The sequence below is a fragment of the Streptomyces sp. NPDC002044 genome, assembly GCF_040296725.1.
GTDB lineage: Bacteria > Actinomycetota > Actinomycetes > Streptomycetales > Streptomycetaceae > Streptomyces > Streptomyces antarcticus.
In genome coordinates this window covers 1-22,900 of the sequence record NZ_JBEOXU010000103.1, presented here as the reverse complement: position 1 = coordinate 22,900, position 22,900 = coordinate 1, and the positions used below count along the sequence as shown (strand labels likewise).

Sequence of the window (22,900 nt, the reverse complement as noted above, 5' to 3'; positions counted from 1 at the left end):
ATCACCGGCTGGCTCGGTGAGCACGAAGGCTGGCACTGGGGCTTCTCCGCGGCCGCCATCGGCATGACCTTCGGCCTGATCCAGTACGTCCTGGGAGCCTCTCCGCCGCGTGCCGGCGGGTCAGCGCCTGACGTCGTACGAGGTGACGACCTGGCCCCCGCCGAGGGCGGTACAGCCGGTCAGCTCCAGCGGACGCACCCCGAAGCCCGCCCGGGACATCGGCATGCCGGTCCCCACGGCGACCGGGTACGTCTTGACGACGTACTCGTCGATCTCCTCGGCCAGCTGCGCCGCGAGGTCGGCGCCGCCGCAGAGCCAGATGCCCAGGCCGGCGCGCGTCTTGAGCCCGCGGACCGCCGCGGCCACGTCCCCGCCGATCACGGTGACCGCGGGGTCGGGCGCCGCCGTCAGGGACCGCGAGACGACGTACTGCTCGCGCAGATGGCCGTAGGGGCTGGTGACACCGGCCTTCAAGCCGGGCTCGTAGGTCCGGCGGCCCATGAGGACGGTGTCGAAGCGCTTCGGGGCCAGGTCCTCGATCCCGAGCTGCCTGCGGCCCGGGGAGGAGATCGTCTCCGGGTACTCGGCCGTCAGGTGGCCGATGAACTCCGGGTCCAGGAAGGCGTGGAGAAAGTCAGCGTCACCGTCGGGGGCGCCGATGAAGCCGTCGACCGTCGTCGCGATGAAGTACGTGAGCTTGCGCAAGCGGGTCTCTTCCGTCGGACAGTGCCACCGCACCGGTGCACGCCAACCAAAGTACTTCAGCCACAGTGGCTTGCCAAGCGCCCTACCGCCCTCCCCCGCCCCTCAACGTCTCAGCCCCTCAGCGCCTCAGCCGCGCGGCTTGCGCCACATCGGCCACATCAGGGGCCCGTCGGGCAGCCGGACCGCCTCGCCGGTCAGCTCCCAGCCCAGGCGTTCGTACAGCCGCACGCTGCGCTCGCTGCTCGCCTCCAGGTACGCCGGCACACCCTCACGGTCGCAGCGTTCCAGCACCGGACGGATCAGCTCGGCGCCCAGCCCCTCGCCCTGGCGGCCCGGGGCGACGGCGATCATCAGCAGGTACTCGTGCTCCTCGGACGTCGGGTGCACCGCGCCCGTGAGCCGGCCCACCAGCTCGCAGCGCTCGTTGTCCGGGTCGGCCACCGCCCGCATCTTCGCCGGGATCTCGTCCTCCCCCTCCGGCTCGCCCGCCGGGATCCGCAGCCACAGGGCGGCGGCGGAGCCGTCCACCGCGTAGTCGATCCGGCCCTCGGCCAGCGCGACATCGACGAAGACGCCGAGGAACTTCGCGTGTACCGCGGCCCGGTGCGCCGGATCCGGGAAGACCCAGCTGCTCACCGGGTCGGTACGGAAGGCCGCGTCGAGGAGGCGTGCCACCGCGTCCCGGTCCGACTGCTCCGCTTGACGTATCTCCAGAACCACTGGTCACACCCTTCGCCCGGACATCAACAACCTTGGGCGATCCTAGAGTTGACCCCCACATGCGGAAAGTCCTGTTCCGGCACCATCCGGTGCCGGAACAGGACTCCCCCCGAAGCCGCTCCCCCGAGGGTCAGAGCGTACGGCGCGTGACGAACTCCGCCAGCGCCAGCAGTCCGCCGGCCGCCCCCAGGTCCGGAACCGCCCGGGACAGCTGCTGCACCGCCCGGCCCATCCGGTCGGCGGCGTGCGCCTGCGCCCAGTCGCGCCCGCCCGCCCGGTCGACCGCGGCGGCCGCCTTGTGCACGTCGTCCCCGGTCATGGGACCCGCGTACAGGGCGGCCAGCTCCTCCCCCGCCGCGGTGCCCGAGGTGAGGGCGGCCACGACCGGGAGGGACTTCTTGCGGGCGAGGAGATCGGCCCCGGCGGGCTTGCCGGTGTGCCCCGGGTCCCCCCAGATGCCGATCAGGTCGTCGATCAGCTGGAAGGCCAGCCCGGCCTCGCGGCCGAACGTGTCCATGGCGTCGACCTCGTCCGGCCCGGCCCCCGCGTACAGCGCGCCCAGCGCGCACGCGCAGCCCAGCAGGGCGCCGGTCTTGGCCGTGGCCATGGTCAGGCACTCGTCGAGAGAGACGTGCTGCCGCTGCTCGAAGGCACAGTCCGCCTGCTGTCCGGCGCACAGTTCGATGACGCAGGACGCGAGCCGGGCCGAGGCCGCCGCCGAGGCCGGGTGCGGGTCCTCGGCGAGCAGCCGCAGCGCGAGCGCCATCATCGCGTCGCCCGCGATGATGGCGTCCGGCGTCCCGAAGACGGTCCAGGCCGTGGCCCGGCCGCGGCGCTGGACGTCCTTGTCGATGACGTCGTCGTGCAACAGCGTGAAGTTGTGCGCCAGCTCCACGGCGGCCGCCGCCCGTACGGCGTCGTCCGCCGCCCCGCCCGGACCCCGCAGGGCCTGGGCGGAGGCCAGCACCAGCGCGGGCCGGATGGCCTTGCCGGCGTTGCCCGCGGCCGGGGTGCCGTCCGCGTGTTCCCAGCCGAAGTGGTACATCGCCACGCGCCGCATCGAACCGGGCAGGCCCTCGATGGTCCGGCGCAGTTCCGGGTTGACCGTTTCTCTCGTCCGTTCCAGGAGGACCGCCGCCTCCTGGCCCTCGCCGGTCGCGACGGCGTTCACCGCGCTCAGCGCCAGCGGCCGATCTCGACGTTCTCCAGCACGCCGAGCGCGTCCGGGACGAGCACCGCGGCGGAGAAGTAGGCGGTGACCAGGTACGAGATGATCGCCTGCTCGCTGATCCCCATGAAGCGGACCGACGTGCTCGGCTCGATCTCGTCCGGGATGCCCGGCTGGTGCAGGCCGACCACGCCCTGCTCGTCCTCGCCCGTACGCATGCACAGGATCGAGGTGGTGCGGGCGTCGCTGATCGGGATCTTGTTGCTCGGGAAGATCGGCACACCGCGCCAGGACGGCACCCGGCTGCCGCCGATCTCCACCGACTCCGGGTACAGGCCGCGCCGGTTGCACTCGCGGCCGAAGGCGGCGATCGCCTTGGGGTGCGCGAGGAAGAACTTGGAGCCGCGCCGCATGCTGAGCAGCTGGTCCATGTCGTCGGGGCTGGGGGCGCCGTCGTGCGGCTGGATGCGCTGGTCGTAGTCGGCATTGTGGAGGAGGCCGAAGTCGCGGTTGTTGAGCATCTCGTGCTCCTGGCGCTCGCGCAGCGCCTCGACCGTGAGCCGCAACTGCTGCTCGGTCTGGTTCATCGGCTGGTTGTACAGGTCGGCGACGCGCGTGTGGACCCGCAGAACCGTTTGGGCGATGGAGAGCTCGTACTCGCGCGGGTGGGCGTCGTAGTCCACGAACGTGCCGGGCAGGACGGCCTCGCCCTGGTGGCCGGCCGAGAGGTCGATCGCGGCCTCGCCGTACTTGTTGGTCCGCTGCTCGGGCTGCGTCCGTACGTCGTCGACGTGCGCGCGCAGCGAGTCGACCCGGTCGGCGAGCAGCTGGAAGTCCTGCCGGGACAGGACGAGCGCGGTGCCGGAGGTCGCGGCGCGGGCGGTGTACTCCCAGATGGCTTCCTCGTCGACGAGGGAGTCCTCGCCGAAGTAGGCGCCGTCGGCGACGGTCCGCAGAACGGCGTCCTCGCCGTAGGGGCCTGGGCCGACGTGGTCGATGCGGCCGTGGGCGAGCAGGAACACCCGGTCGGAGGTGTTGCCGAAGGAGGTCAGCTCCTGGCCGGCCTCGAAGTCGATCTGCTGGCAGCGCTGGGCGAGTTCGCCCAGCACGTCGAGGTCCTCGTAGTCGCGCAGCAGCGGGAGCTCGCCGAGCTCGGCCGGAATGACCTGGACCTGGGTCCCGGTCTTGATGAACTCGACGCGTCCGTCACCGACCGAGTAGCTCAGGCGGCGGTTGACGCGGTACGTACCACCCTGCACCGACACCCACGGGAGCATCTTCAGCAGCCAGCGCGAGCTGATCTCCTGCATCTGCGGCGCGGACTTGGTCGTGGTTGCCAAGTTCCGCGCGGCCGATGTCCCGAGACTGCGCTGCGGTGCCTGGGTCTCGGACTCGGAAGCTGCCTGGACCGACATGTATTTCCCTTTCGATCACTCCATGGATCTGCGGGATGCAGCCTTCCAGTACGGAACGTGGTGGGACCATTACACAAAAGGGTGGGACTACTCCGTCCGAGCGCGGGGCACTCTCTCAGGTTCAACTTCTTCAGCGCCCACCCCGGCGACCCCACCGATTCAGCCACGGGCCGCTCCCACCGGACTTTTAATTTGCACACGAGATGCCACTTATCTACGGTGGACCCATGAGGCTGACCCGGTTCACCGATCTGGCACTGCGCGTCCTGATGCGCCTGGCCGTCGCGGACGCGGACCTCCCCACCACCCGCGACGTTGCGGCGACCATGGAGGTCCCGTACACCCACACGGCCAAGGTGGTGGCCAGGCTGCAGCACCTCGGCCTGGTCGAGGCGCGTCGCGGCCGGGGCGGCGGGCTCGCCCTGACCCCCGCCGGGCGCTCCGCCTCGGTGGGCGGGCTGGTGCGGGAACTGGAGGGCGCGGGCGACGTCGTGGAGTGCGAGGGGAGTACCCCCTGCCCGCTCCGGGGCGCGTGCATCCTGCGCGGCGCGCTGCGCGGGGCCCAGGAGGCGTTCTTCGCCTCGCTGGACCCGCTGACGGTGAACGAGCTGGTGGCGGCCCCGACCGGTCCGGTCCTGCTGGGGATCTCGGGAGGTTCCGGGCCCCGGACGGACAGCCCCTGACCCCGGAGGCGGATGGCCGGTTTCCGCCGGGGACGGATCCACCCGAACCGCACGGGCGGAACGATGGGAACAGAAGTCCGAATCTCTGGTGGGGCTTGCGGGTCAACATCCACACCTCCCGCCCCATGCTTCACACCCTCACCCCGCGCCCCAGGCCCCTGCCTCACGCCCAAAAATACGTATCTCAGATACCAATTATTCGAGGAGCAACGCCATGCTGTCCGAGAAGTCGACTGCGACCGTACGCGCCACCCTGCCCGCCGTCGGGGCGGCGATCGGCGACATCACGGAGCTCTTCTACACGAAGCTGTTCGCGGCCCACCCGGAACTCCTGCGCGACCTCTTCAACCGCGGCAACCAGGCCGCCGGCCTCCAGAAGCAGGCCCTCGCGGGCTCCATCGCAGCCTTCGCGACGCACCTCGTCGCGCATCCCGGCCAGCGCCCCGACGTGATGCTGAACCGCATCGCCCACAAGCACGCCTCCCTCGGCGTGACCCGCGAGCAGTACCCGGTCGTCCACGAGCACCTCTTCGCGGCCATCGCCGAGGTCCTCGGGGACGCCGTCACCCCCGAGGTCGCCGCGGCCTGGGACGAGGTCTACTGGCTGATGGCGAACGCCCTCGCCACCATCGAGGAGCGCCTCTACGCCGCCCGGCAGGTCGCCGCCGGCGACGTCTGGCGGGAGTGGACGGTCACCGGCCGGACCGAGGAGACCGCGGACTGCGCCACCTTCCGCATCGCCCCCGCGGACGGCGCCCCGGCGCCCGCGCACCTGCCCGGCCAGTACGTCTCCGTACAGGTCGAACTCCCGGACGGCGCGCGCCAGATCCGCCAGTACAGCCTGTCCCGCGCCCCCGGCTGCCCGACCCGGGCGATCACCGTCAAGCGGGTCCACGGCCAGGGCGGACCCGACGGCGAGGTCTCCCACCACCTGCACGCCCGCGTCCACGCCGGGGACACCCTGCGCGTGTCCGCCCCGTACGGCGACCTGGTCCTGCGGGACTCCGCCGCCCCGTTGCTGCTCGCCTCCGCCGGCATCGGCTGCACCCCGATGCTCTCGATCCTGGAGCACCTCGCCGGCACCGGGCACGCCGCCCCCGTCACCGTCCTGCACGCCGACCGCAGTCCGGCCGACCACCCGCTGCGCGACGACCACCGGGCACTGACCCACAAGCTGGCCGACTCCTCGGCCCGCTTCTGGTACGAGGAGTCGGCCGGGCCGGACGACGGCGAAGGCCGCCTGGACCTCGCCGGCGTCCCGGTCGCGGCCGGCACCCTCGCCTACCTCTGCGGCCCGCTCCCCTTCATGCGGTCGGTGCGCGAGCAGCTGCTGGCCAAGGGCGTCGAGGCCGCCGACATCCACTACGAGGTGTTCGGCCCCGACCTGTGGCTCGCCTCCGCCTGACCTCCTGGGACCGGCGGGGACACCCGGACCCAGGGGGAGCCGATCCGGACGGTGGCCGGATCGGCTCGCACACCGTACGAAGGCCCTAGCCTCGGAAGGAGTTCCTCCGGTAAACCGGAGGGTGACGGAGCGAACACACAGGGTGGGCGTTCCGCACCGCAAGGAAGGAGGCGGCCATGGCCGCACCCATGTCCGCGGACCGATTCCTCACGGCCCTGCGCGCCGAGGGCCTGACCGTCGTCGAGGTCGGCGCCTGGCGCACCCACAACCGGAACCACAAGGGCCCCTGGGGGCCGGTGCACGGCGTGATGGTGCACCACACCGTCACCCGCGGCACCGCGTCCACCGTCCGGCTCTGCCGCGAGGGCCGCTCCGACCTCCCCGGCCCGCTCTGCCACGGCGTGATCGCCAAGGACGGGCGGGTCCATCTCGTCGGCTACGGCCGCGCCAACCACGCGGGCTCCGGCGACTCCGACGTCCTGGCGGCGGTGATCGCGGAGAAGCGCCTTCCGGCCGACCACGACGCGAACACCGACGGGAACCGCCACTTCTACGGATTCGAGTGCGAGAACCTCGGCGACGGCCAGGACCCCTGGCCGGCGGTCCAGCTCGACGCGATAGCCCGCACGGCGGCGGCCATCTGCCGCTTCCACGGCTGGACGGCCCGCTCGGTCATCGGCCACCTCGAATGGCAGCCGGGCAAGGTCGACCCCAGAGGCTTCACGATGGCCTCCCTGCGCACCCGCGTGGCGGAACGCCTGAAGTAGCCCCCGACGGCACGCCCGTCCACCGCGCCGGCCGTGACGCGCGCACCGCGCACGTCACGGCCCTGACGTGCGCGGCGCGGGTGGGTACGCGGGCTGGGTGTAGGCCCGTTTTGGGGCTGACCCCTGCGGCCTGGCCGGCAGCAACGTGCACCACGCCGCCCGAGAACGGGCCCCGTAAGGGCCCCCTGAACCCCTGCCAAGTGGCTGTCAGCGCATGGTCAGCCGAGGTACGGCGCGGGACGGCGCTCCAAGAAGTGTTGGAGGCGGAGGCGTTGAGTGTGGTGCATGGGCAGTGCGTCGAGATCCACCGGCGCCACGAATCGCAGTTCCGTGCTCTCGTTGGAGAGGGACAGTTCTCCGCCGGTGATGCGGGCCGTGAAGCAGACGTTGAACTGCCGCCTGACCTCGCCGTCGGTGTACGCGATGATGTGCCGGGGGTCCGTGTACGTGCCGACCAGTCCCGTGATCTCCACGTCGAGGCCGGTCTCCTCCTTGACCTCGCGGACGGCCGTGCCGGGCAGCGAGTCGCCCAGGTCCATCCCTCCGCCGGGTAGCGCCCACAGGTCGTTGTCCGTGCGCCGTTGCAGCAGGATGCGGCCGTCGCCGTCGGTGACCACAGCTGTTGCGGCCACGACCATGCTGTTCGGCTCGGGCGCATGGGGATCGTCGTGGTAATCGGTCCGGGCCATCCGGTCATGCCTCCACAGGGCTCGCTGTCTCCCACACCGCATCGAAGCTGTCCGCGCAGGTGTCGAACATGCCGCCGGAGTCGTGGCGGCGAAGGTGCCACACGGGCGCACCGTACGCGTTCACACCCCAGACGTGGGCATAGGACCAACACCTGATCATCAGCCCGGTACAAGCTGTTGCAGAGCGTCGTGCCGTGCGTCCGGAGCTCGACGCCCGGCACGCTCGCCAACGGCCGGTAGCGCAAGAGAGCGAGGCGACAGCGGGATTCGACGCCGTGCCCGAACTTCTCTTCCCGTCCCCGCTGCTGGACGTTCTGCGTCGCCGAGGGCCGTCGAGCCGAATCCGGCGCTCACGACGAACAGGCGGACGCGCAGGACTGGACGCTGCGGCACGCCGGGCGGACCGGGCACGACCTGTTCAGGCGGGTGTTCACGGATCACGCGCGCGTCACCCGCGAGAGAGAGACCCCGGCCCGCCGGGCGACGGCGAGCAAGACAGCCCAGCGCGCCGGCTTCGGCCCCGCTCACACCACCCGAATGGTCTGAGCGGGGCTCTGACGTGCGACGGCACGGGCAGGAGCGCCCCACAATGGACGGGTGAATCGCCCCGCGAACGTTGACGTGCTCTTGCAGCCACGCCCGCCGTCCCCGTTGCAGGAGATCCGTGACGACAGGTTCGAGCGGCACGGCGTCCGCTTGCTGCTGAAGCGGGACGACCTGATCCACACCACCGTCCCGTGGGACACGGGCCTACTCGGACCAGTGGATCTGTACCCTCCCGGCAACAAGTGGCGCAAGCTCGCGCCCAACCTGCGGGCGGCCCTGGAGGCCGGGCACGGCTCGCTGGCGACCTTCGGCGGGGCCTACTCGAACCACCTGCGCGCCACCGCGGCCGCCGGGCGGCTGCTGGGGCTGGAGACCGTCGGGGTCGTCCGCGGCGACGAACTCGCCGCCCGGCCGCTCAACGACTCCCTGGCCCGCTGCGCCGCGGACGGCATGCGGCTGCACTTCGCCTCCCGCGCCGACTACCGGAACAAGGCCGAACCCCGCACGCTGGCCCGGCTGCTGGACGCGGCCGGCGCGAGGGACGCGTACGTGATCCCCGAGGGCGGCAGCAACGCCCTCGCCCTCCGGGGCTGCGCGGAACTCGGCCGCGAGCTCCGGGGCACTGCGGACGTGGTCGCGGTGGCCTGCGGTACCGGCGGCACGCTCGCCGGGCTGGCCGCCGGCCTGGGGCCCGGGCAGCGGGCCCTGGGCGTTCCGGTCCTGGCGGGCGGCTTCCTCGGGGCGGAGACACGTTCCCTCCAGGAGCGGGCCTTCGGCGCCCCGGCCGGGGACTGGACCCTGGCCGAGGACTTCCACCACGGCGGCTACGCCCGCGTACCGGCCGCCCTGGAGACCTTCGCGGCCGATTTCGGGGCCCGTCACGGCTTCCCCGTGGAGCGGATCTACGTGGCCAAGCTCCTCTGGGCCCTGACGGAACTCACCGCCGCCGGCGCCTTCGCCCCCGGCACCACCCTGGCCGCGGTCGTCACCGGCCGGCCCTGAGACGGCCGCCCCCGAAACCGCCGGTCGCAAGACGGCCGGCCCCCCTGCGGCGCCCGGCTCCTGGTCACCCCGCCTCCTCGCGGTAGGCCGCCGCCTCCTCCAGGTCCAGGCGGCGCAGCAGCACCCGGAGCATCTCGTCGTCGATGCGGCGCTGGTCGCGCAGGGCCACGAACACCTCCCGCTCGGCCTCGATCATGTCCCGGGCCAGGCGCCGGTAGACGTCGTCCGCCGACTCGCCCGTCTCCGCGTTGACCTCGCCGAGCCGCTCCCACACCGCGTTGCGGCGCCGCTCCAGGACCGTGCGGAGCCGGTCGGCGAGCGGCGGCGGCAGGGTCCGGTTCTCCGGTTCCTCCAGCAGCTCCCGCAGCCGTTCCTCAGCCGCCCGCGAAGCCTCGCTCTGCGCCTGCGCCTCCGCCAGCGTCTCCGCGTGGACGTCCCGGGGCGGCAGCCGCAGCAGCCGGATCAGCGGCGGCAGGGTCAGCCCCTGCACGACCAGCGTGCCGATGACCGTGGTGAACGTCAGGAAGAGGATGAGGTTGCGGTGCGGGACGCCCAGCGGGATGGAGAACGCGATGGCCAGCGAGACCACGCCGCGCATCCCCGCCCAGCCCACGATCAGCGGCGCCTTCCAGGTGGTGTCCGGCTCCCGCCTGCGCACCCGCTCCGACAGCCACCTCGGCAGGAAGGTCGCCGGGAAGACCCACACGAAGCGGGCCACGACCACCGCGAGGAACACGAAGAGCGCGTACCCGACCAGAGCCGTGCCCTCGTACTCCCCGAGGCCCTTGAGGACCACCGGCAGCTGGAGCCCGATCAGCGCGAAGACCACCGACTCCAGGACGAACGAGATCACCTTCCACACCGCCTCCTCCTGGAGCCGGGTGGCGAAGTCGACCTGCCAGTTCCGGTGCCCGAGGTACAGCGCCACCACGACCACCGCGAGGACCCCGGACGCGTGGACCCGCTCGGCCGCCGCGTACGCCACGAAGGGGATCAGCAGCGAGAGGGTGTTCTGCAGCAGCGGCTCCTTGAGCCGGGTGCGGAGCTGGTGGATCGGGACCATCAGCAGCAGCCCGACGCCGACCCCGCCCACCGAGGCCAGGAGGAACTCCGCGATGCCACCCGCCCAGCCGGCGCTCACCCCGACCGCCGCCGCGAGGGCCACCTTGAAGGCGGTGATGGCGGTGGCGTCGTTGACGAGGGACTCGCCCTGGAGGATGGTCGTGATCCGGTGCGGCAGCCCGAGTTTGCGCGCGATGGCGGTGGCGGCGACGGCGTCCGGCGGGGCGATGACCGCGCCGAGCACCAGGGCCACCGGCAGCGACAGGCCGGGGACGACCAGGTGGGCCGCGTAGCCGACGGCGAGCGTCGCGAAGAGCACGTACCCGACCGAGAGCAGCCCGATGGGCCGCATGTTCGCCCTCAGGTCCAGGTACGAGCTGTCCACGGCGGCCGTGTGCAGCAGCGGCGGGAGCAGCAGCGGCAGCACGATGTGCGGGTCCAGGACGTACGTCGGTACGCCGGGGACGTACGCGGCCACCAGCCCGGCGGCGACCAGCAGCAGCGGGGCCGGAACCGGGGTCCGGCGGGCCAGACCCGCCACGACCGCACTTGCGGCGACCAGCGCCACCAGCGGCAATACCTCCATGGAAGATCCGTCCTCATCCGTCGCGATCCGTCGCGTGCGCCCGCCCTGGTCGTACGCTGGCCATCATGAGCGAGTGCACCCACGTTGCCGAACTGCCGCGCCCCGAGCCCATCCCCTCTGCCCAGACCTGCCCCGAATGTCTGGCGGTCGGCAGCCATCCCGTGCAGTTGCGGATGTGCCTGGGGTGCGGTCAGGTGGCCTGCTGCGATTCCTCCCCGTTCCGGCACGCCTCGGCGCACCACCGGGAGACCGGGCATCCCGTGATGCGGAGCTTCGAGCCGGGCGAGACCTGGCGCTGGTGTTTTGTCGACGGTTCGATCGTCTGAGGTGGGGTAGGTCAACCCTCCGCCGGTTCCCCCGATTTGACCCCGCAGACCCCTAGCCACTGTGCGTACCCAAGGGCTTACCATCAGTCACTGGACGTGCACGAGGGTGCTCTCAGCGGGCGCCGCGAGGGGTGCCGCGACACGATCGCCCGGATCGCGATAGCGTCACCGGCGAACAGAGCTCGTACCACCTTGGAGGTGAGGGTGTCCCATATCGCAGGCGAGCCCGGGACCCAGGACTTCGTGGAAGTCCGGCTGCCCGCTGCGGGTGCCTACCTGTCGGTGCTGCGAACGGCCACGGCCGGCCTCGCGGCACGTTTGGACTTCACCCTCGACGAGATCGAGGACCTCCGCATCGCGGTGGACGAAGCCTGCGCGATCCTGCTCCAGCAGGCCGTGCCCGGCTCCGTCCTCAGCTGCGTCTTCCGGCTGATCGACGATTCGCTGGAAGTGACCGTTTCGGCACCCACGACGGACGGGCGCGCTCCCGAGCGCGACACGTTCGCGTGGACGGTCCTGTCGGCTCTGGCCGGCAAGGTCGAGGCCACGGTCGAGGAGAACAAGACAGTGAGCATCAGCCTCTACAAACAACGCGGCGCGGGACCAGGACCGGCGTGAGCGGCGGGGAGATCCCGGTGCGGGGCGGGGATCGGCCCCGGGTACGACACGAGGTCGACGGCGGCATCCCGGAACAGCAGCACGCCCGGCCGCACCCGGCTGAGACGGATGCGGAAGACGGCTTTTTGGACTCGGCGGAGCGACGGGCGGGCCCTATGAGCGACAACCAGCACGAAGAACCACAGCCGGCACAGCCACCCGAGGCCGCTGCCACGGCCCCGGAGGCCGCTGCGGCACCGGTGTTCCACACGACGCCGGCCCTGCCGGACCCGCGCGACCGCAGCGGCGCGCGGGCCCTGTTCATCGAACTGCGGGCGCTGCCCGACGGGTCGGTGGAGAAGGCGGAGCTGCGCAACCGCCTGGTGCGGATGCACCTGCCGCTGGTCGAGCACCTCGCGCGGCGCTTCCGCAACCGCGGCGAGCCGCTCGACGACCTGACACAGGTCGCGACGATCGGCCTGATCAAGTCGGTGGACCGGTTCGACCCGGACCGCGGCGTCGAGTTCTCCACGTACGCCACGCCCACGGTGGTCGGCGAGATCAAGCGCCACTTCCGTGACAAGGGCTGGGCGGTACGGGTGCCGCGGCGCCTGCAGGAGCTGCGGCTCTCGCTGACGACCGCCACGGCCGAGCTGTCGCAGCAGCACGGCCGCTCCCCCACGGTGCACGAGTTGGCCGAGCGGCTGGGGATCTCCGAGGAAGAGGTGCTGGAGGGGCTGGAATCGGCCAATGCCTACAGCACGCTCTCCCTGGACGTCCCGGACACCGACGACGAGTCGCCGGCGGTCGCGGACACCCTGGGCTCGGAGGACGAGGCGCTGGAGGGGGTCGAGTACCGGGAGTCCCTCAAGCCCCTGCTGGAGGGGCTGCCACCCAGGGAGAAGCGGATCCTGCTGCTGCGGTTCTTCGGCAACATGACCCAGTCGCAGATCGCCCAGGAGGTCGGCATCTCCCAGATGCACGTCTCCCGGCTGCTGGCCCGCACCCTGGCCCAGCTGCGGGAGAAGCTCCTCGTCGAGGAGTGACCCGCGTCACCGGTGCCGTACGGGTTATCGGGCCTCTTCCCGGGGCCCGATTCCGAGTGCCCGCGTGGCCGTCGGGTTCACCAGCAGCGCGACGACGGCCACGGCCGCCACCGCCAGGGCGGCCGCGGCGGCGATCATCGCACCGCCCGCACCGAAGAGGGTCCAGGCCACCGGGAACGCCAGCAGCTGGGTGATCAGTGCCGGGCCGCGGCTCCAGCGGCGGCCCAGCCGCAGCCCGCGGGCCGCCACCAGCGGCAGCGCGGCCAGCGCGAGCAGGGTGATCCCGCCCGTCTCGGCCTGCTGCGGGGAGTCGGGGTCGCCCGCGATGCCCACGAACAGCATGTAGACGCCGAGGCCCGCCAGGGCCAGGCCCTCCGCGGCGGTGAGCGCGGCGGCGGCGGTCAGCCGGCCGGGCGGCGCGGGGATCTCGGCGGCGGCGGTGGCGGGGGCGCTTCGGGGCTGCTTCGTACTCACCCCAGCAGCGTAGCGGCGGGCCCGCGGGCCCGGAGGGGACGGCCAGTAGGGTCGGCATATGAAGGGGTGGGTAGTCTGGCGCTCATGCGTGCACTTCTCGTGGCCAACCCAGCAGCGACGACGACCAGTGCGCGCACGCGTGACGTCCTGACCCACGCCCTGGCCAGCGAGATGAAGCTGGAGGCGGTCACCACCGAGTACCGGGGTCACGCCCGGGAGCTGGGCCGCAGGGCCGCCGAGAGCGGCTTGGACCTCGTCATCGCCCTGGGTGGCGACGGCACGGTCAACGAGGTCGTCAACGGGCTCCTGCACAACGGCCCCGACCCGGAGCGGCTGCCCCGGCTGGCGGTGGTCCCCGGCGGTTCCACCAACGTGTTCGCCCGGGCCCTCGGGCTCCCCAACGACGCGGTCGAGGCGACCGGCGCCCTGCTGGACGCGCTGCGCGAGCAGCGCGAGCGGACGGTGGGCCTGGGCCTGGCGGCCGGTACCCCGGGCACCGAGGACGAGTCCGTCCCGGCGCGCTGGTTCACGTTCTGCGCGGGCTTCGGCTTCGACGCGGGCGTCGTGGGCCGGGTCGAACAGCAACGGGAGCGGGGCAAGCGTTCGACGCACGCCCTGTACGTACGACAGCTGCTGCGCCAGTACCTGGAGGAACCGAACCGGCGGCACGGCACGGTCACCCTGGAGCGCCCCGGCGCGGATCCGGTGCCGGACCTGGTGCTGTCGATAGTGTGCAACACCTCCCCGTGGACGTATCTGGGCAATCGTCCGCTTTACGCCTCACCGGAGGCGTCGTTCGATACCGCGCTTGACGTATTGGCACTCAATCGTTTGTCAACTCCGGCGGTCGCCCGGTACGCCACGCAGCTCCTGACCTCGACTCCTGAGAGGGGTCCGCACGGCAAGCACGCGGTGTCTCTGCACGATCTGACGGACTTCACCTTGCAATCCAAGGCGCCACTTCCGTTCCAGATGGACGGAGACCACCTCGGCCTGCGGACCAGCGTTCAGTTCACAGGCGTACGCCGCGCACTGCGTGTGATTGTGTGAGTGGAAGGGCCTAAAGTCCTTTCACTCGAACGTTTACACGCCAGTCCACCCCTAGGAACTAGGGCTGTGACCTAGTAGACACCGACGAATCAAAAAAAACTTTCCGGAAGGGGTTGTATCCCCGTCCGAGGTTTGCGAATCTCTACATGGCGGTTGGGACAGCCCGCACAACCCGGCACCCAGACAGACCGCCAGAACCCCTCCACGAATCCTTGACTCCGGGCAACCGGGCGATCGACCTTCCCTCACGGGGGGATTCGTGAAAGCGTTCACATTCACAAGCAACCTGTTCGCAATACAAGGAGATGGAGCAGCCATGGACTGGCGTCACAACGCCGTTTGTCGTGAGGAAGACCCGGAACTCTTCTTCCCCATCGGCAACACCGGTCCTGCGCTGCTGCAGATCGAGGAAGCCAAGGCCGTCTGCCGCCGCTGCCCCGTCATGGAGCAGTGCCTGCAGTGGGCACTCGAGTCCGGTCAGGACTCCGGTGTCTGGGGCGGTCTGAGCGAGGACGAGCGCCGCGCGATGAAGCGCCGCGCCGCTCGCAACCGGGCGCGCAACGCAAGCGCCTGACAACGACTTTCGAGCCTCGACGCGCAGCGCGTAGTACCTGCCACAAGCGCTTAGCAACGTGCTCTTGAGCCCCGGACCGGGAAGATTCGGTCCGGGGCTCAGTGCTGTCCCGATCCGGCCGGGGCGCGGATCGTCACACTGAGTAACGACTTCGCCGCTACTTCTGCGGGCTGGACGGTATGTCGAGTACGACCTTGGTGCCGCGCGGCTCGACCCGGAGCATGTCGAACGTGCCGCCGAGCTCCCCCTCCACCAGGGTCCGTACGATCTGGAGCCCGAGATTCCCGGCCCGCTGGGGGTCGAATCCCTCGGGCAGACCGCAGCCGTCGTCGAGCACCGTGATCAGCAGCCGCCCGTCCGTGCGGCCGACACCGGTACGGGTCGCGGACACCTCCACGGTGCCGCCCTCCCCCTGGGTGAAGGCGTGTTCCAGAGCGTTCTGGACGACCTCGGTCAGCACCATCGACAGCGGGGTGGCGACCTCCGCGTCCAGGATTCCGAACCGCCCGGTGCGCCGGCATTCGACCCGGCCCGGGGAGATCTCCGAGACCATGGCGATGACCCGGTCGGCGATCTCGTCGAACTCCACCCGCTCGTCCAGGTTCTGAGACAGCGTCTCGTGCACGATCGCGATCGAACCGACGCGGCGCACCGCCTCGTTGAGGGCCTCGCGGCCCTGCGGCGAATCCATGCGGCGGGCCTGGAGCCGCAAGAGGGCGGCCACGGTCTGGAGGTTGTTCTTCACCCGGTGGTGGATCTCCCGGATGGTGGCGTCCTTGGTGATCAATTCGCGTTCGCGACGCCGCAGTTCCGTGACGTCGCGGCAGAGCACCAGCGAGCCGATGCGGGTGCCCTTCGGCTTCAGCGGGATCGCGCGCAGCTGGATGACCCCGCCGTTGCCCTCGACTTCGGTCTCCCGGGGCGCCCAGCCGCTGGCCAGTTTGACCAGGGCCTCGTCGACGGGGCCGCGGGAGGGGGCCAGTTCGGTGGTCGTGTCGCCGAGGTGCTGGCCGACGAGGTCGGAGGCGAGGCCGAGCCTGTGGTAGGCGGACAGGGCGTTCGGGGACGCGTAGGTCACCACGCCGTCGATGTCGACGCGGATCAGGCCGTCGCCGACCCGGGGAGAGGCGTCCATGTCGACCTGCTGGCCGGGGAACGGGAAGGAGCCCGCCGCGATCATCTGGGCCAGGTCGGAGGCGGACTGGAGGTAGGTCAGCTCCAGCCGGCTCGGTGTACGCACGGTGAGCAGGTTGGTGTTGCGGGCGATGACGCCCAGCACCCGCCCCTCGCGGCGCACCGGGATCGACTCGACGCGGACCGGTACCTCCTCGCGCCACTCCGGGTCGCCCTCGCGCACGATCCGGCCCTCGTCGAGCGCCGCGTCGAGCAGCGGGCGGCGGCCGCGCGGCACCAGGTGGCCGACCATGTCGTCCTGATACGAGGTCGGACCGGTGTTCGGGCGCATCTGGGCGACCGAGACGTACCGGGAACCGTCGAGGGTGGGAACCCACAGCACGAGGTCGGCGAAGGACAGGTCGGAGAGCAGCTGCCACTCCGAGACCAGCAGGTGGAGCCACTCCAGGTCGGTTTCACTGAGAGCGGTGTGCTGGCGTACGAGGTCGTTCATGGAGGGCACGTGGCGAGCGTACCCCGGGTATCGCCGATGACTTTCCCCACGGGAACGCGCGGGAGTACCCAGGAGAGGGCCCGGCGGCGTACTGTTGGAGGAAGTGACGGGAATCCGTGTGCCGTCATTGGATGGACAGAACAGAATGGTCTAGTCCACAATTGGCTTAAGCTTCCGCCCTCCCCGCACAGGAGGACGGATCGAGGTAAGCCGCGCGCTCTGCCCTGACCGCGCAGGCTCCTCCCACCGGCCGCCGGGAACCGCACACCCGACGGCCGTAAGTACTCCGGGCTACGGTGCCGGATGGGCTGAGGGTCCCGTCCTGCACCGTGGCCCAGAGGAACCCCGGCGCAACCACCGCCGCGTTACTCCTCGGGCCAGGCCCGCAGCGCCAGTGCCGCCACCGCCTCCAGCTCCTCCCGGGTCGCCCCGTCGCGCGACTGCTGGGACATCCCCTGAAGCACCGCTCCCGCGTAGCGGGCCAGCGCCCGCGCGTCCGTGTCCGCGGGGAGGGCTCCCGTGGCCACGTCGGCCCGGATGCGGCTCTCGAACATCACCAGGCTGGCGTCGCGCCGCTCCCGCAGGGCGCGGGCGACCTCGTCGGAGGTGGTGTTGACCGCCGCGCTGATCACCATGCAGCCCGGCGGGTGGGCCGGGTCGGTGTAGACCTCGGCGGCCTCGTGCAGGACCCGTCCGACGGCCGCGCGGGCGGTGGGCTCCTCGGCGAGCGCCACGGCCGCGAAGTCCGCGTACCGGCTGCCGTAGACCACCACGACCTCGTCGAAGAGCTTGCGCTTGTCCCCGAAGGCCGCGTAGAGGCTGGGGGCGCCGATGCCCAGGGCCCGGGTCAGGTCGGCGATGGACGTCGCCTCGTAGCCGCGGTCCCAGAAGGCGAGCATCGCCTTGTCGAGGGCGGCGTCGCGGTCGAAGGAGCGGGGCCTGCCGCGCTGTCCGGTCACCATGCGCCGATTCTATAGCGGCCGCTAGGGAATCTGGTACGTTCCTTTCTGTAGCGACCACTCAAGATTACTGAAGGGGGGCGCGCCATGGGCGTGCTCAAGGGGAAGACGGCACTGGTCACGGGCGGCAGCCGGGGCATCGGGCGGGCGGTCGCCCGGCGCCTCGCACGGGACGGGGCGCTGGTGGCGGTGCACTACGGGCACGACGGGGCGGCGGCGCGGGAGACGGTGGAGCTGATCGAGGCGGCCGGCGGGCGGGCGTTCGCGGTCCGGGCGGTACTCGGGGTGCCGGGGGACGCGCGGGCGCTCTGGGCGGCGTACGAGGCCCATCCCGCGCACACCGACGGGGTCGACATCCTGGTGAACAACGCGGGGACGGCCACCTTCGCGGGCATGGAGGAGACCGACGAGGAGGCGTACGACCAGATCCACGCGCTGAACGCCAAGGCCGCGTTCTTCGTGATCAAGCACGGGCTGGACCGGCTGCGCGACGGGGGCCGGATCGTGAACGTCACCGGCACGCCCGACATCGCCCTCCCCGCGATCCTGGCCACCGTCATGGCCAAGGGCGCGGTGAACGCCCTGACCCGGTCCCTGTCCGCGGCCCTCGCCCCGCGCGCGATCACCGTGAACTCGGTGGGACCGGGCATCACCGAAACCGACCTGAACGCGGCCTGGCTGGCGGATCCGGCGGCCCGGGCCCACGCGGCCTCCCGCTCGGTCTTCGACCGCGTCGGCACGGTGGAGGAGGTCGCCGACGTGGTGGCGTTCCTCGCCTCCGCGGACTCCCGCTGGGTGACGGGCCAGCACCTGGACGCGACGGGCGGCCTCCAGCTGGCCCTGCTCTAGCGCCGCGACCGGACAGGTCCGCCGGGAGGCCGCGGCCGGACTTCCGGACCACCATGGGAGGAGTGCGCGGAGCCGGACACGGGGGGTCCGGCTCTGCTAGATTGGTCTATACCACAAGACGTCCGCACCTCTCAGATCGGCAGGCCCCGCGTGGAAGTTGTCATCGTCCCGGACGCCAAGGCAGGCGGCGAGCTCATCGCGGAGGCCATGGCCGCACTGGTCCGCCGCAAGCCCGACGCCCTGCTCGGCGTGGCGACCGGCTCCACCCCGCTGCCGATCTACGAGGCCCTCGCGGCCCAGGTCACGGCGGGCCGGGTGGACGCCTCCCGCGCCCGGATCTGCCAGCTCGACGAGTACGTGGGCCTGCCGGCCGGGCACCCCGAGTCCTACCGCGCCGTCGTCCTGCGCGAGGTCGTGGAGCCGCTCGGCCTGTCCGAGTCCTCGTTCATCGGCCCGGACGGCTCCGCCGAGGACATCGTCGGGGCCTGCGAGGTCTACGACCGGGCCCTGGCGGCGGCCGGCGGCGTCGACCTCCAGCTGCTGGGCATCGGCACCGACGGGCACATCGGCTTCAACGAGCCGTGCTCCTCGCTGGCCTCCCGCACCCGCATCAAGACGCTGACGGAGCAGACCCGCGTGGACAACGCGCGCTTCTTCGACAACGACATAGACCAGGTGCCGCACCACGTCATCACCCAGGGCATCGGCACCATCCTCGACGCCCGCCACCTGGTGCTGCTGGCCACGGGAGAGGGCAAGGCCGAGGCCGTCGCGCAGACGGTGGAGGGTCCGCTCTCCGCGCTGGTCCCGGCCTCCGCGCTGCAACTGCACCGGCACGCCACCGTCGTCGTGGACGAGGCCGCCGCCTCGAAGCTGAAGCTGGCGGACTACTTCCGCCACACGTACGCGAACAAGCCCTCCTGGCAGGGCCTGTAGCCCGTACGGCGCGCCTCAGGGCCGGGGCCCCCGTCAGGGGGCGCCCGGCCCTTTCGCGTCCCCAGGGCCCTTTCGCGTCCCACGGGCCCTTCCCGCGTCCGGCGCGCAGAGCGGCGAAGCCGGGCACCCCCCGTAATGGGCTGCCCGGCTTCGTCGCGTACGGGGTGCTACACGCCGGCGATGACCTCGGCCGCCGCACGGCCGCAGACGCGCGAGGCGCCGTGCGTCGCGATGTACAGGGCCCCGCGGGGCTCGGCCCGCGGCAGGCCCATCTCGACGACGACCGTGTCGGGGCGGGCCGCGACCAGGGCGTCCACGGCCTCGGTCATCCACGGGTGCCGGTGGGCGTCGCGGACCACGGCGACGACCGTACGGTCCCCCGCGGCCGCCAGGACGTCCGCGGCGGTGGCCCCCTGCGGGTAGACGCCACAGGCGCTTCCCGGGAGCAGCGCGGCCAGTTCCGCGGCCACGCCCCACGGGGTCTCGTCGCCGACGGCGATGTTCGCGACGGGCGCGAGCGTGGCCACGTACGGCGTCGTGAGCGGGGCCGCCGAGCCGGTGACGGCCACCGCGCGGCGGGCCGCCGCGAGCCCGATGCCGGACGCGCGGCTCCCCTCCGGCCGCGCGTCCGGCCGGGCCGCGCCGGTCCACTCGGCCAGCGCGCGGACCCGGGCGGCGGCGTCGGCGAGCCGCTCCTCCGGGAGGGTCCCCTCGCGCACGGCGGCGACCAGCGCGTCGCGCAGCCGGAGCACGGTGGCCTCGTCGGCCAGGCCCCCGCCGACGCAGATGGCGTCGGCGCCGGCCGCGATGGCCAGGACCGAGCCGCGCTCGATGCCGTACGTCCCGGCGATGGCGTGCATCTCCATGCCGTCGGTGACGATCAGGCCCTCGTAGCCGAGCTCCTTGCGCAGCAGGCCGGTCAGGATCTGCGGGCTGAGCGTGGCGGGACGGGTCGGGTCCAGGGCGGGCACCAGGATGTGCGCGCTCATCACGGCCTTCGTGCCGGCCGCGACGGCCGCCTTGAAGGGGACCAGCTCGCGGGCCTGGAGGGTGCCCAGGTCCACGTCGATGCGGGGCAGCGCGTGGTGCGAGTCGACGTTGGTGTCGCCGTGGCCCGGGAAGTGCTTGGTGCAGGCGGCGACGCCGGCGGTCTGGAGGCCCTCGACGTAGGCGGCGGTGTGCCGGGCGGCGAGGTGGGTGTCGGCGCCGAAGGAGCGGACACCGATCACCGGGTTGTCCGGGTTGGAGTTGACGTCCGCGGACGGGGCCCAGTTGAGGTTGACCCCGCACTCGGCGAGCCGCAGGCCCAGCTCGTGGGCGACGGCGCGGGTCAGGTCGGTGTCGTCGACGGCGCCGAGGGCCAGGTTGCCGGGGAAGGACGAGCCGCCGCGGGCCTCCAGGCGGGTGACGTCGCCGCCCTCCTCGTCGATGGCGACCAGGACCTCGCCCCGCTCGGCGCGCAGCTGGGCGGTGAGCGCGGCCAGCTGCTCGGGCGAGGTGATGTTGCGGCCGAAGAGGCCGACGGCGGTGAGGCCCTCCGCGACCTGGCGCAGCAGCCAGGCGGGGGCGGTCGTGCCCTCGAAACCGGGCTGGAGGACGGCGAGCGCGTCGCGGGTCACCGTATCGGTGCGGTGCGCAAGGACAGTCATGGCGGCCGTTATCCCTTCACGGCGCCGGCGGTCATGCCGCCGACGGCCTTGCGCTGGAGGAAGATGAAGATGACGAGCACCGGGACCGCGAAGAGCGAGGAGGCGGCCATCGTGGCGCCCCAGTCGTTGCCGAAGGCGCTCATGAACTCGGTCAGCCACAGGGGCAGGGTCTGCGCGGACTTGTCCTTGTTGAGGATCAGGACCATCGCGAACTCGTTCCAGGCGGTGATGAAACCGAAGAGCGAGGTGGACATCAGACCGGGGGCGAGCAGCGGGAAGATCACCTTGCGGAAGGCCTGGCCGCGGGTACAGCCGTCGATCTGGGCGGCCTCCTCCAGCGTCACCGGGACGGCGGCGATGAAGCCGCGCAGGGTCCAGATGGTGAAGGGGAGGATCATCACGAAGTAGATCGCGGTGAGCAGCGGGAGGCTGTTCAGCATCTCGCTGTCGCGGGCGATCATGTACATCGCGATGACCATGACCTCCCAGGGGGCCATCTGCGCCATCATCACGGTCAGCACGAGGCCCTTGCGGCCCTTGAACTTCATCCGGGCGATGGCGAAGCTCGCGGCGAGGGCGACGAGCAGGGAGAGCAGGACGGCCCCGACGGTGACCAGGACGCTGTTGGAGACGTACGTCCAGAAGTTCTCGACCCCGGTGGCCTTGGTGAAGTTGTCCATCGTCGGGGCGAAGAAGAAGACGGGGTCCTTGGTGAGCATCTGGTCGGCGGGCTTGAGGGCCGACGAGAACATCCAGTAGACCGGGAAGACGAAGACGAGGGCCAGGAGCAGCGCGCCGGCGTTCTTGGCCACGGCTGCGGGGCGGACCGGCCGGCGGGTGCGGAGCCGCTGCGCGGGCTTCGCGGACGGGGCCGCGGGCTTCGGGGCGGTGGTCGTGCTCACTGCTCCTCCTCCTGCTTCAGGATCAGGCGGAAGTAGAAGGACATGACGATCACGAGGATGAGGATCGTCAGGACGGAGATCGCGGCGGCGAGGCCGTAGTGGGCCTGGCTCTGGCCTTCGACGTAGGCGAAGACCGGGAGGATCTCGGACGCGCGGTCCGGGCCGCCCTTCTTCATCGCGTACACCTGGGTGAAGGCCTTGAACACCCAGATCACCTCGAGGAACGTGGTGATGAGGAAGAACGGCTTGAGGTTCGGGAAGACGATCTTCCAGAAGGTCTGCCAGCCGTTGGCGCCGTCCATCCGGGCGGCCTCGTACAGCTCGCCGCCGACCGTGGTCAGTCCGGCGTACATGTTGAGGGCCACGAAGGGGATGGAGCCCCAGACCACCAGGATCGTGACGATCGTCAGGGTGGAGAGGCCGGTGTCGAACCAGTTGTGCTGCTCGTAGCCGGCGAAGCCGGCGGTGCGCATCACCCAGTTCATGACGCCGAACTGCTCGTCGAACAGCCACTGGAAGACCTGGACGGAGGCGACGATCGGCATGGCCCAGGCCATGACGAGGGCCATCGACAGGACCAGGCGCATCCACTTTCCGAGGCGGTTGAGCAGGACACCGATGAGGCTGCCGAGCACCATGATCAACAGGACGTTGGCGAAGGTGAAGGCGAAGCTTCGGACGACGACGGTCCAGAACGTCGTGTCGCCGAGCAGCTCGGTGTAGTTGCCGAACCCCGCGAACGGGTACTTCCGCTGGATGAACTCGATCTTGTTGATGTCCTGGAAGGACAGGATCACGTTCTTGATCAGCGGGTACAGCAGGAGTGTCGCGAGGCTGAGCACCGCGGGCCCGACCAGCAGGTAGGGCAACCACCCCGTGGGGAGCGACCTTCTGCCACCGCGAGGAGTCGTATGGCTGGAGCCGGGTGCGGTCGCGGGCACCTTGGGCGGCCGTCCGGCGGACTTCGGTGGTGCGTCCTGTGGAGCGCTGGTCGTCGCTCCCTGGGAGTGCACGGTCATGGCTTGGCTTCCTCGCGGTTGACTGTGGAGTCAAATGCGCGACCGGGGGTGCACTGGGAGGCGTGGGAGCGGGTGCTGCGCTCGGGCGCCGAGGCCGCGCGGAAGGCGGGGGAGGTCGCGGAACAGGCTTACTTCCATCACGAG

At 71.4% G+C, this 22,900-nt stretch carries 23 protein-coding genes and 3 pseudogenes; 13 read left to right on the top strand and 13 right to left on the bottom strand.

What is annotated here, in order from left to right:
- Positions 1-96 (top strand): annotated as a pseudogene (locus ABT106_RS32190) (POT-type proton-dependent oligopeptide transporter); the annotation flags it as partial.
- 24 nt (positions 97-120) lie between these two features.
- Here ABT106_RS32190 and ABT106_RS23035 read toward each other — a convergent pair.
- The 4 genes from ABT106_RS23035 to ABT106_RS23020 all read right to left on the bottom strand — a co-directional run bounded on the left by ABT106_RS23035 (position 121) and on the right by ABT106_RS23020 (position 4,008).
- The gene (locus tag ABT106_RS23035; protein ID WP_351280391.1) at positions 121-705 is read right to left on the bottom strand and encodes a dihydrofolate reductase family protein; all 585 of its coding nucleotides are present in this window, start codon (positions 703-705) and stop codon (positions 121-123) included.
- A 126-nt stretch (positions 706-831) separates the two neighbouring features.
- Positions 832-1,419: a GNAT family N-acetyltransferase gene (locus ABT106_RS23030; protein WP_502979461.1), complete on the bottom strand. Its 588-nt coding sequence runs from the start codon at positions 1,417-1,419 to the stop codon at positions 832-834.
- A gap of 136 nt (positions 1,420-1,555) precedes the next feature.
- Complete coding sequence (locus tag ABT106_RS23025) at positions 1,556-2,611, bottom strand: family 2 encapsulin nanocompartment cargo protein polyprenyl transferase (protein WP_351280400.1); 1,056 nt, start codon at positions 2,609-2,611, stop codon at positions 1,556-1,558.
- Positions 2,602-4,008: a family 2B encapsulin nanocompartment shell protein gene (locus ABT106_RS23020; protein ID WP_351280385.1), complete on the bottom strand. Its 1,407-nt coding sequence runs from the start codon at positions 4,006-4,008 to the stop codon at positions 2,602-2,604. Before ABT106_RS23020 ends, ABT106_RS23025 begins: the two co-directional genes overlap by 10 nt.
- Before the next feature lie 227 nt (positions 4,009-4,235).
- Here ABT106_RS23020 and ABT106_RS23015 point away from each other — a divergent pair, with 227 nt between their 5' ends.
- From ABT106_RS23015 to ABT106_RS23005, 3 genes are all read left to right on the top strand, one after another.
- Positions 4,236-4,691 (top strand): RrF2 family transcriptional regulator, encoded by a 456-nt coding sequence (locus tag ABT106_RS23015; RefSeq protein WP_351280382.1) that lies wholly within the window; start codon positions 4,236-4,238, stop codon positions 4,689-4,691.
- A gap of 214 nt (positions 4,692-4,905) precedes the next feature.
- Complete coding sequence (locus ABT106_RS23010) at positions 4,906-6,096, top strand: globin domain-containing protein (RefSeq protein WP_351280379.1); 1,191 nt, start codon at positions 4,906-4,908, stop codon at positions 6,094-6,096.
- 176 nt (positions 6,097-6,272) lie between these two features.
- Entirely contained in the window at positions 6,273-6,863 is a 591-nt protein-coding gene (locus tag ABT106_RS23005) for an N-acetylmuramoyl-L-alanine amidase (RefSeq protein WP_351280377.1), read from the top strand.
- Positions 6,864-7,081: 218 nt separating this feature from the next.
- On the opposite strand, the gene ABT106_RS23000 is transcribed toward ABT106_RS23005, so the two are convergent.
- On the bottom strand, positions 7,082-7,552 hold the full coding sequence (locus ABT106_RS23000) for an NUDIX domain-containing protein (protein ID WP_351280374.1): 471 nt from the start codon (positions 7,550-7,552) through the stop codon (positions 7,082-7,084).
- Between the two features lie 4 nt (positions 7,553-7,556).
- A pseudogene (locus ABT106_RS22995) lies at positions 7,557-7,872 on the bottom strand (XRE family transcriptional regulator); the annotation flags it as partial.
- Between the two features lie 25 nt (positions 7,873-7,897).
- Between ABT106_RS22995 and ABT106_RS32185 the strand changes: the two are divergent.
- Both ABT106_RS32185 and ABT106_RS22990 read left to right on the top strand, forming a co-directional pair.
- Positions 7,898-8,098 (top strand): annotated as a pseudogene (locus tag ABT106_RS32185) (DUF7848 domain-containing protein); the annotation flags it as partial.
- Between the two features lie 51 nt (positions 8,099-8,149).
- Complete coding sequence (locus ABT106_RS22990) at positions 8,150-9,100, top strand: 1-aminocyclopropane-1-carboxylate deaminase/D-cysteine desulfhydrase (RefSeq protein WP_351280372.1); 951 nt, start codon at positions 8,150-8,152, stop codon at positions 9,098-9,100.
- A gap of 64 nt (positions 9,101-9,164) precedes the next feature.
- On the opposite strand, the gene ABT106_RS22985 is transcribed toward ABT106_RS22990, so the two are convergent.
- On the bottom strand, positions 9,165-10,748 hold the full coding sequence (locus ABT106_RS22985) for a Na+/H+ antiporter (RefSeq protein ID WP_351280369.1): 1,584 nt from the start codon (positions 10,746-10,748) through the stop codon (positions 9,165-9,167).
- Positions 10,749-10,813: 65 nt separating this feature from the next.
- Here ABT106_RS22985 and ABT106_RS22980 point away from each other — a divergent pair, with 65 nt between their 5' ends.
- The 3 genes from ABT106_RS22980 to ABT106_RS22970 all read left to right on the top strand — a co-directional run bounded on the left by ABT106_RS22980 (position 10,814) and on the right by ABT106_RS22970 (position 12,717).
- On the top strand, positions 10,814-11,074 hold the full coding sequence (locus ABT106_RS22980) for a UBP-type zinc finger domain-containing protein (protein WP_351280366.1): 261 nt from the start codon (positions 10,814-10,816) through the stop codon (positions 11,072-11,074).
- Between the two features lie 204 nt (positions 11,075-11,278).
- The gene (locus ABT106_RS22975) at positions 11,279-11,692 is read left to right on the top strand and encodes an ATP-binding protein (RefSeq protein WP_351280363.1); all 414 of its coding nucleotides are present in this window, start codon (positions 11,279-11,281) and stop codon (positions 11,690-11,692) included.
- 11 nt (positions 11,693-11,703) lie between these two features.
- The gene (locus tag ABT106_RS22970) at positions 11,704-12,717 is read left to right on the top strand and encodes an RNA polymerase sigma factor SigF (protein WP_351280397.1); all 1,014 of its coding nucleotides are present in this window, start codon (positions 11,704-11,706) and stop codon (positions 12,715-12,717) included.
- Positions 12,718-12,741: 24 nt separating this feature from the next.
- Here ABT106_RS22970 and ABT106_RS22965 read toward each other — a convergent pair whose 3' ends face one another.
- A complete protein-coding gene (locus ABT106_RS22965; protein ID WP_351280360.1) occupies positions 12,742-13,191 on the bottom strand; it encodes a hypothetical protein in 450 nt (149 codons plus the stop codon).
- Between the two features lie 84 nt (positions 13,192-13,275).
- Between ABT106_RS22965 and ABT106_RS22960 the strand changes: the two genes are divergently transcribed.
- Together ABT106_RS22960 and ABT106_RS22955 are read left to right on the top strand one after the other, a co-directional pair.
- On the top strand, positions 13,276-14,241 hold the full coding sequence (locus ABT106_RS22960; RefSeq protein WP_351280358.1) for a diacylglycerol/lipid kinase family protein: 966 nt from the start codon (positions 13,276-13,278) through the stop codon (positions 14,239-14,241).
- A 316-nt stretch (positions 14,242-14,557) separates the two neighbouring features.
- Positions 14,558-14,815, top strand: coding sequence for a WhiB family transcriptional regulator (locus ABT106_RS22955; RefSeq protein WP_003953983.1), 258 nt, complete (start codon positions 14,558-14,560; stop codon positions 14,813-14,815).
- Between the two features lie 157 nt (positions 14,816-14,972).
- On the opposite strand, the gene ABT106_RS22950 is transcribed toward ABT106_RS22955, so the two are convergent.
- On the bottom strand, positions 14,973-16,442 hold the full coding sequence (locus tag ABT106_RS22950; protein ID WP_351280394.1) for a sensor histidine kinase: 1,470 nt from the start codon (positions 16,440-16,442) through the stop codon (positions 14,973-14,975).
- A gap of 365 nt (positions 16,443-16,807) precedes the next feature.
- A complete protein-coding gene (locus ABT106_RS22945; RefSeq protein WP_351280355.1) occupies positions 16,808-17,404 on the bottom strand; it encodes a TetR/AcrR family transcriptional regulator in 597 nt (198 codons plus the stop codon).
- A gap of 84 nt (positions 17,405-17,488) precedes the next feature.
- Here ABT106_RS22945 and ABT106_RS22940 point away from each other — a divergent pair, with 84 nt between their 5' ends.
- Positions 17,489-18,250, top strand: a complete 762-nt coding sequence (locus ABT106_RS22940; RefSeq protein WP_351280352.1) for an SDR family oxidoreductase — start codon at positions 17,489-17,491, stop codon at positions 18,248-18,250.
- A gap of 150 nt (positions 18,251-18,400) precedes the next feature.
- The gene (gene nagB / locus ABT106_RS22935) at positions 18,401-19,186 is read left to right on the top strand and encodes a glucosamine-6-phosphate deaminase (RefSeq protein ID WP_351280349.1); all 786 of its coding nucleotides are present in this window, start codon (positions 18,401-18,403) and stop codon (positions 19,184-19,186) included.
- Positions 19,187-19,353: 167 nt separating this feature from the next.
- Here the strand turns inward: nagB and ABT106_RS22930 are convergent, their stop codons facing one another.
- The 3 genes from ABT106_RS22930 to ABT106_RS22920 form a co-directional block, all read right to left on the bottom strand.
- Positions 19,354-20,835 carry a glycoside hydrolase family 3 protein gene (locus ABT106_RS22930; protein WP_351280346.1) on the bottom strand — a complete coding sequence of 494 codons (1,482 nt, stop codon included), beginning with the start codon at positions 20,833-20,835 and terminating at the stop codon, positions 19,354-19,356.
- Between the two features lie 8 nt (positions 20,836-20,843).
- Positions 20,844-21,647 carry a carbohydrate ABC transporter permease gene (locus tag ABT106_RS22925; RefSeq protein ID WP_267718381.1) on the bottom strand — a complete coding sequence of 268 codons (804 nt, stop codon included), beginning with the start codon at positions 21,645-21,647 and terminating at the stop codon, positions 20,844-20,846.
- 86 nt (positions 21,648-21,733) lie between these two features.
- On the bottom strand, positions 21,734-22,756 hold the full coding sequence (locus ABT106_RS22920) for a carbohydrate ABC transporter permease (RefSeq protein WP_502979460.1): 1,023 nt from the start codon (positions 22,754-22,756) through the stop codon (positions 21,734-21,736).
- Between the last annotated feature and the right edge of the window lie 144 nt (positions 22,757-22,900).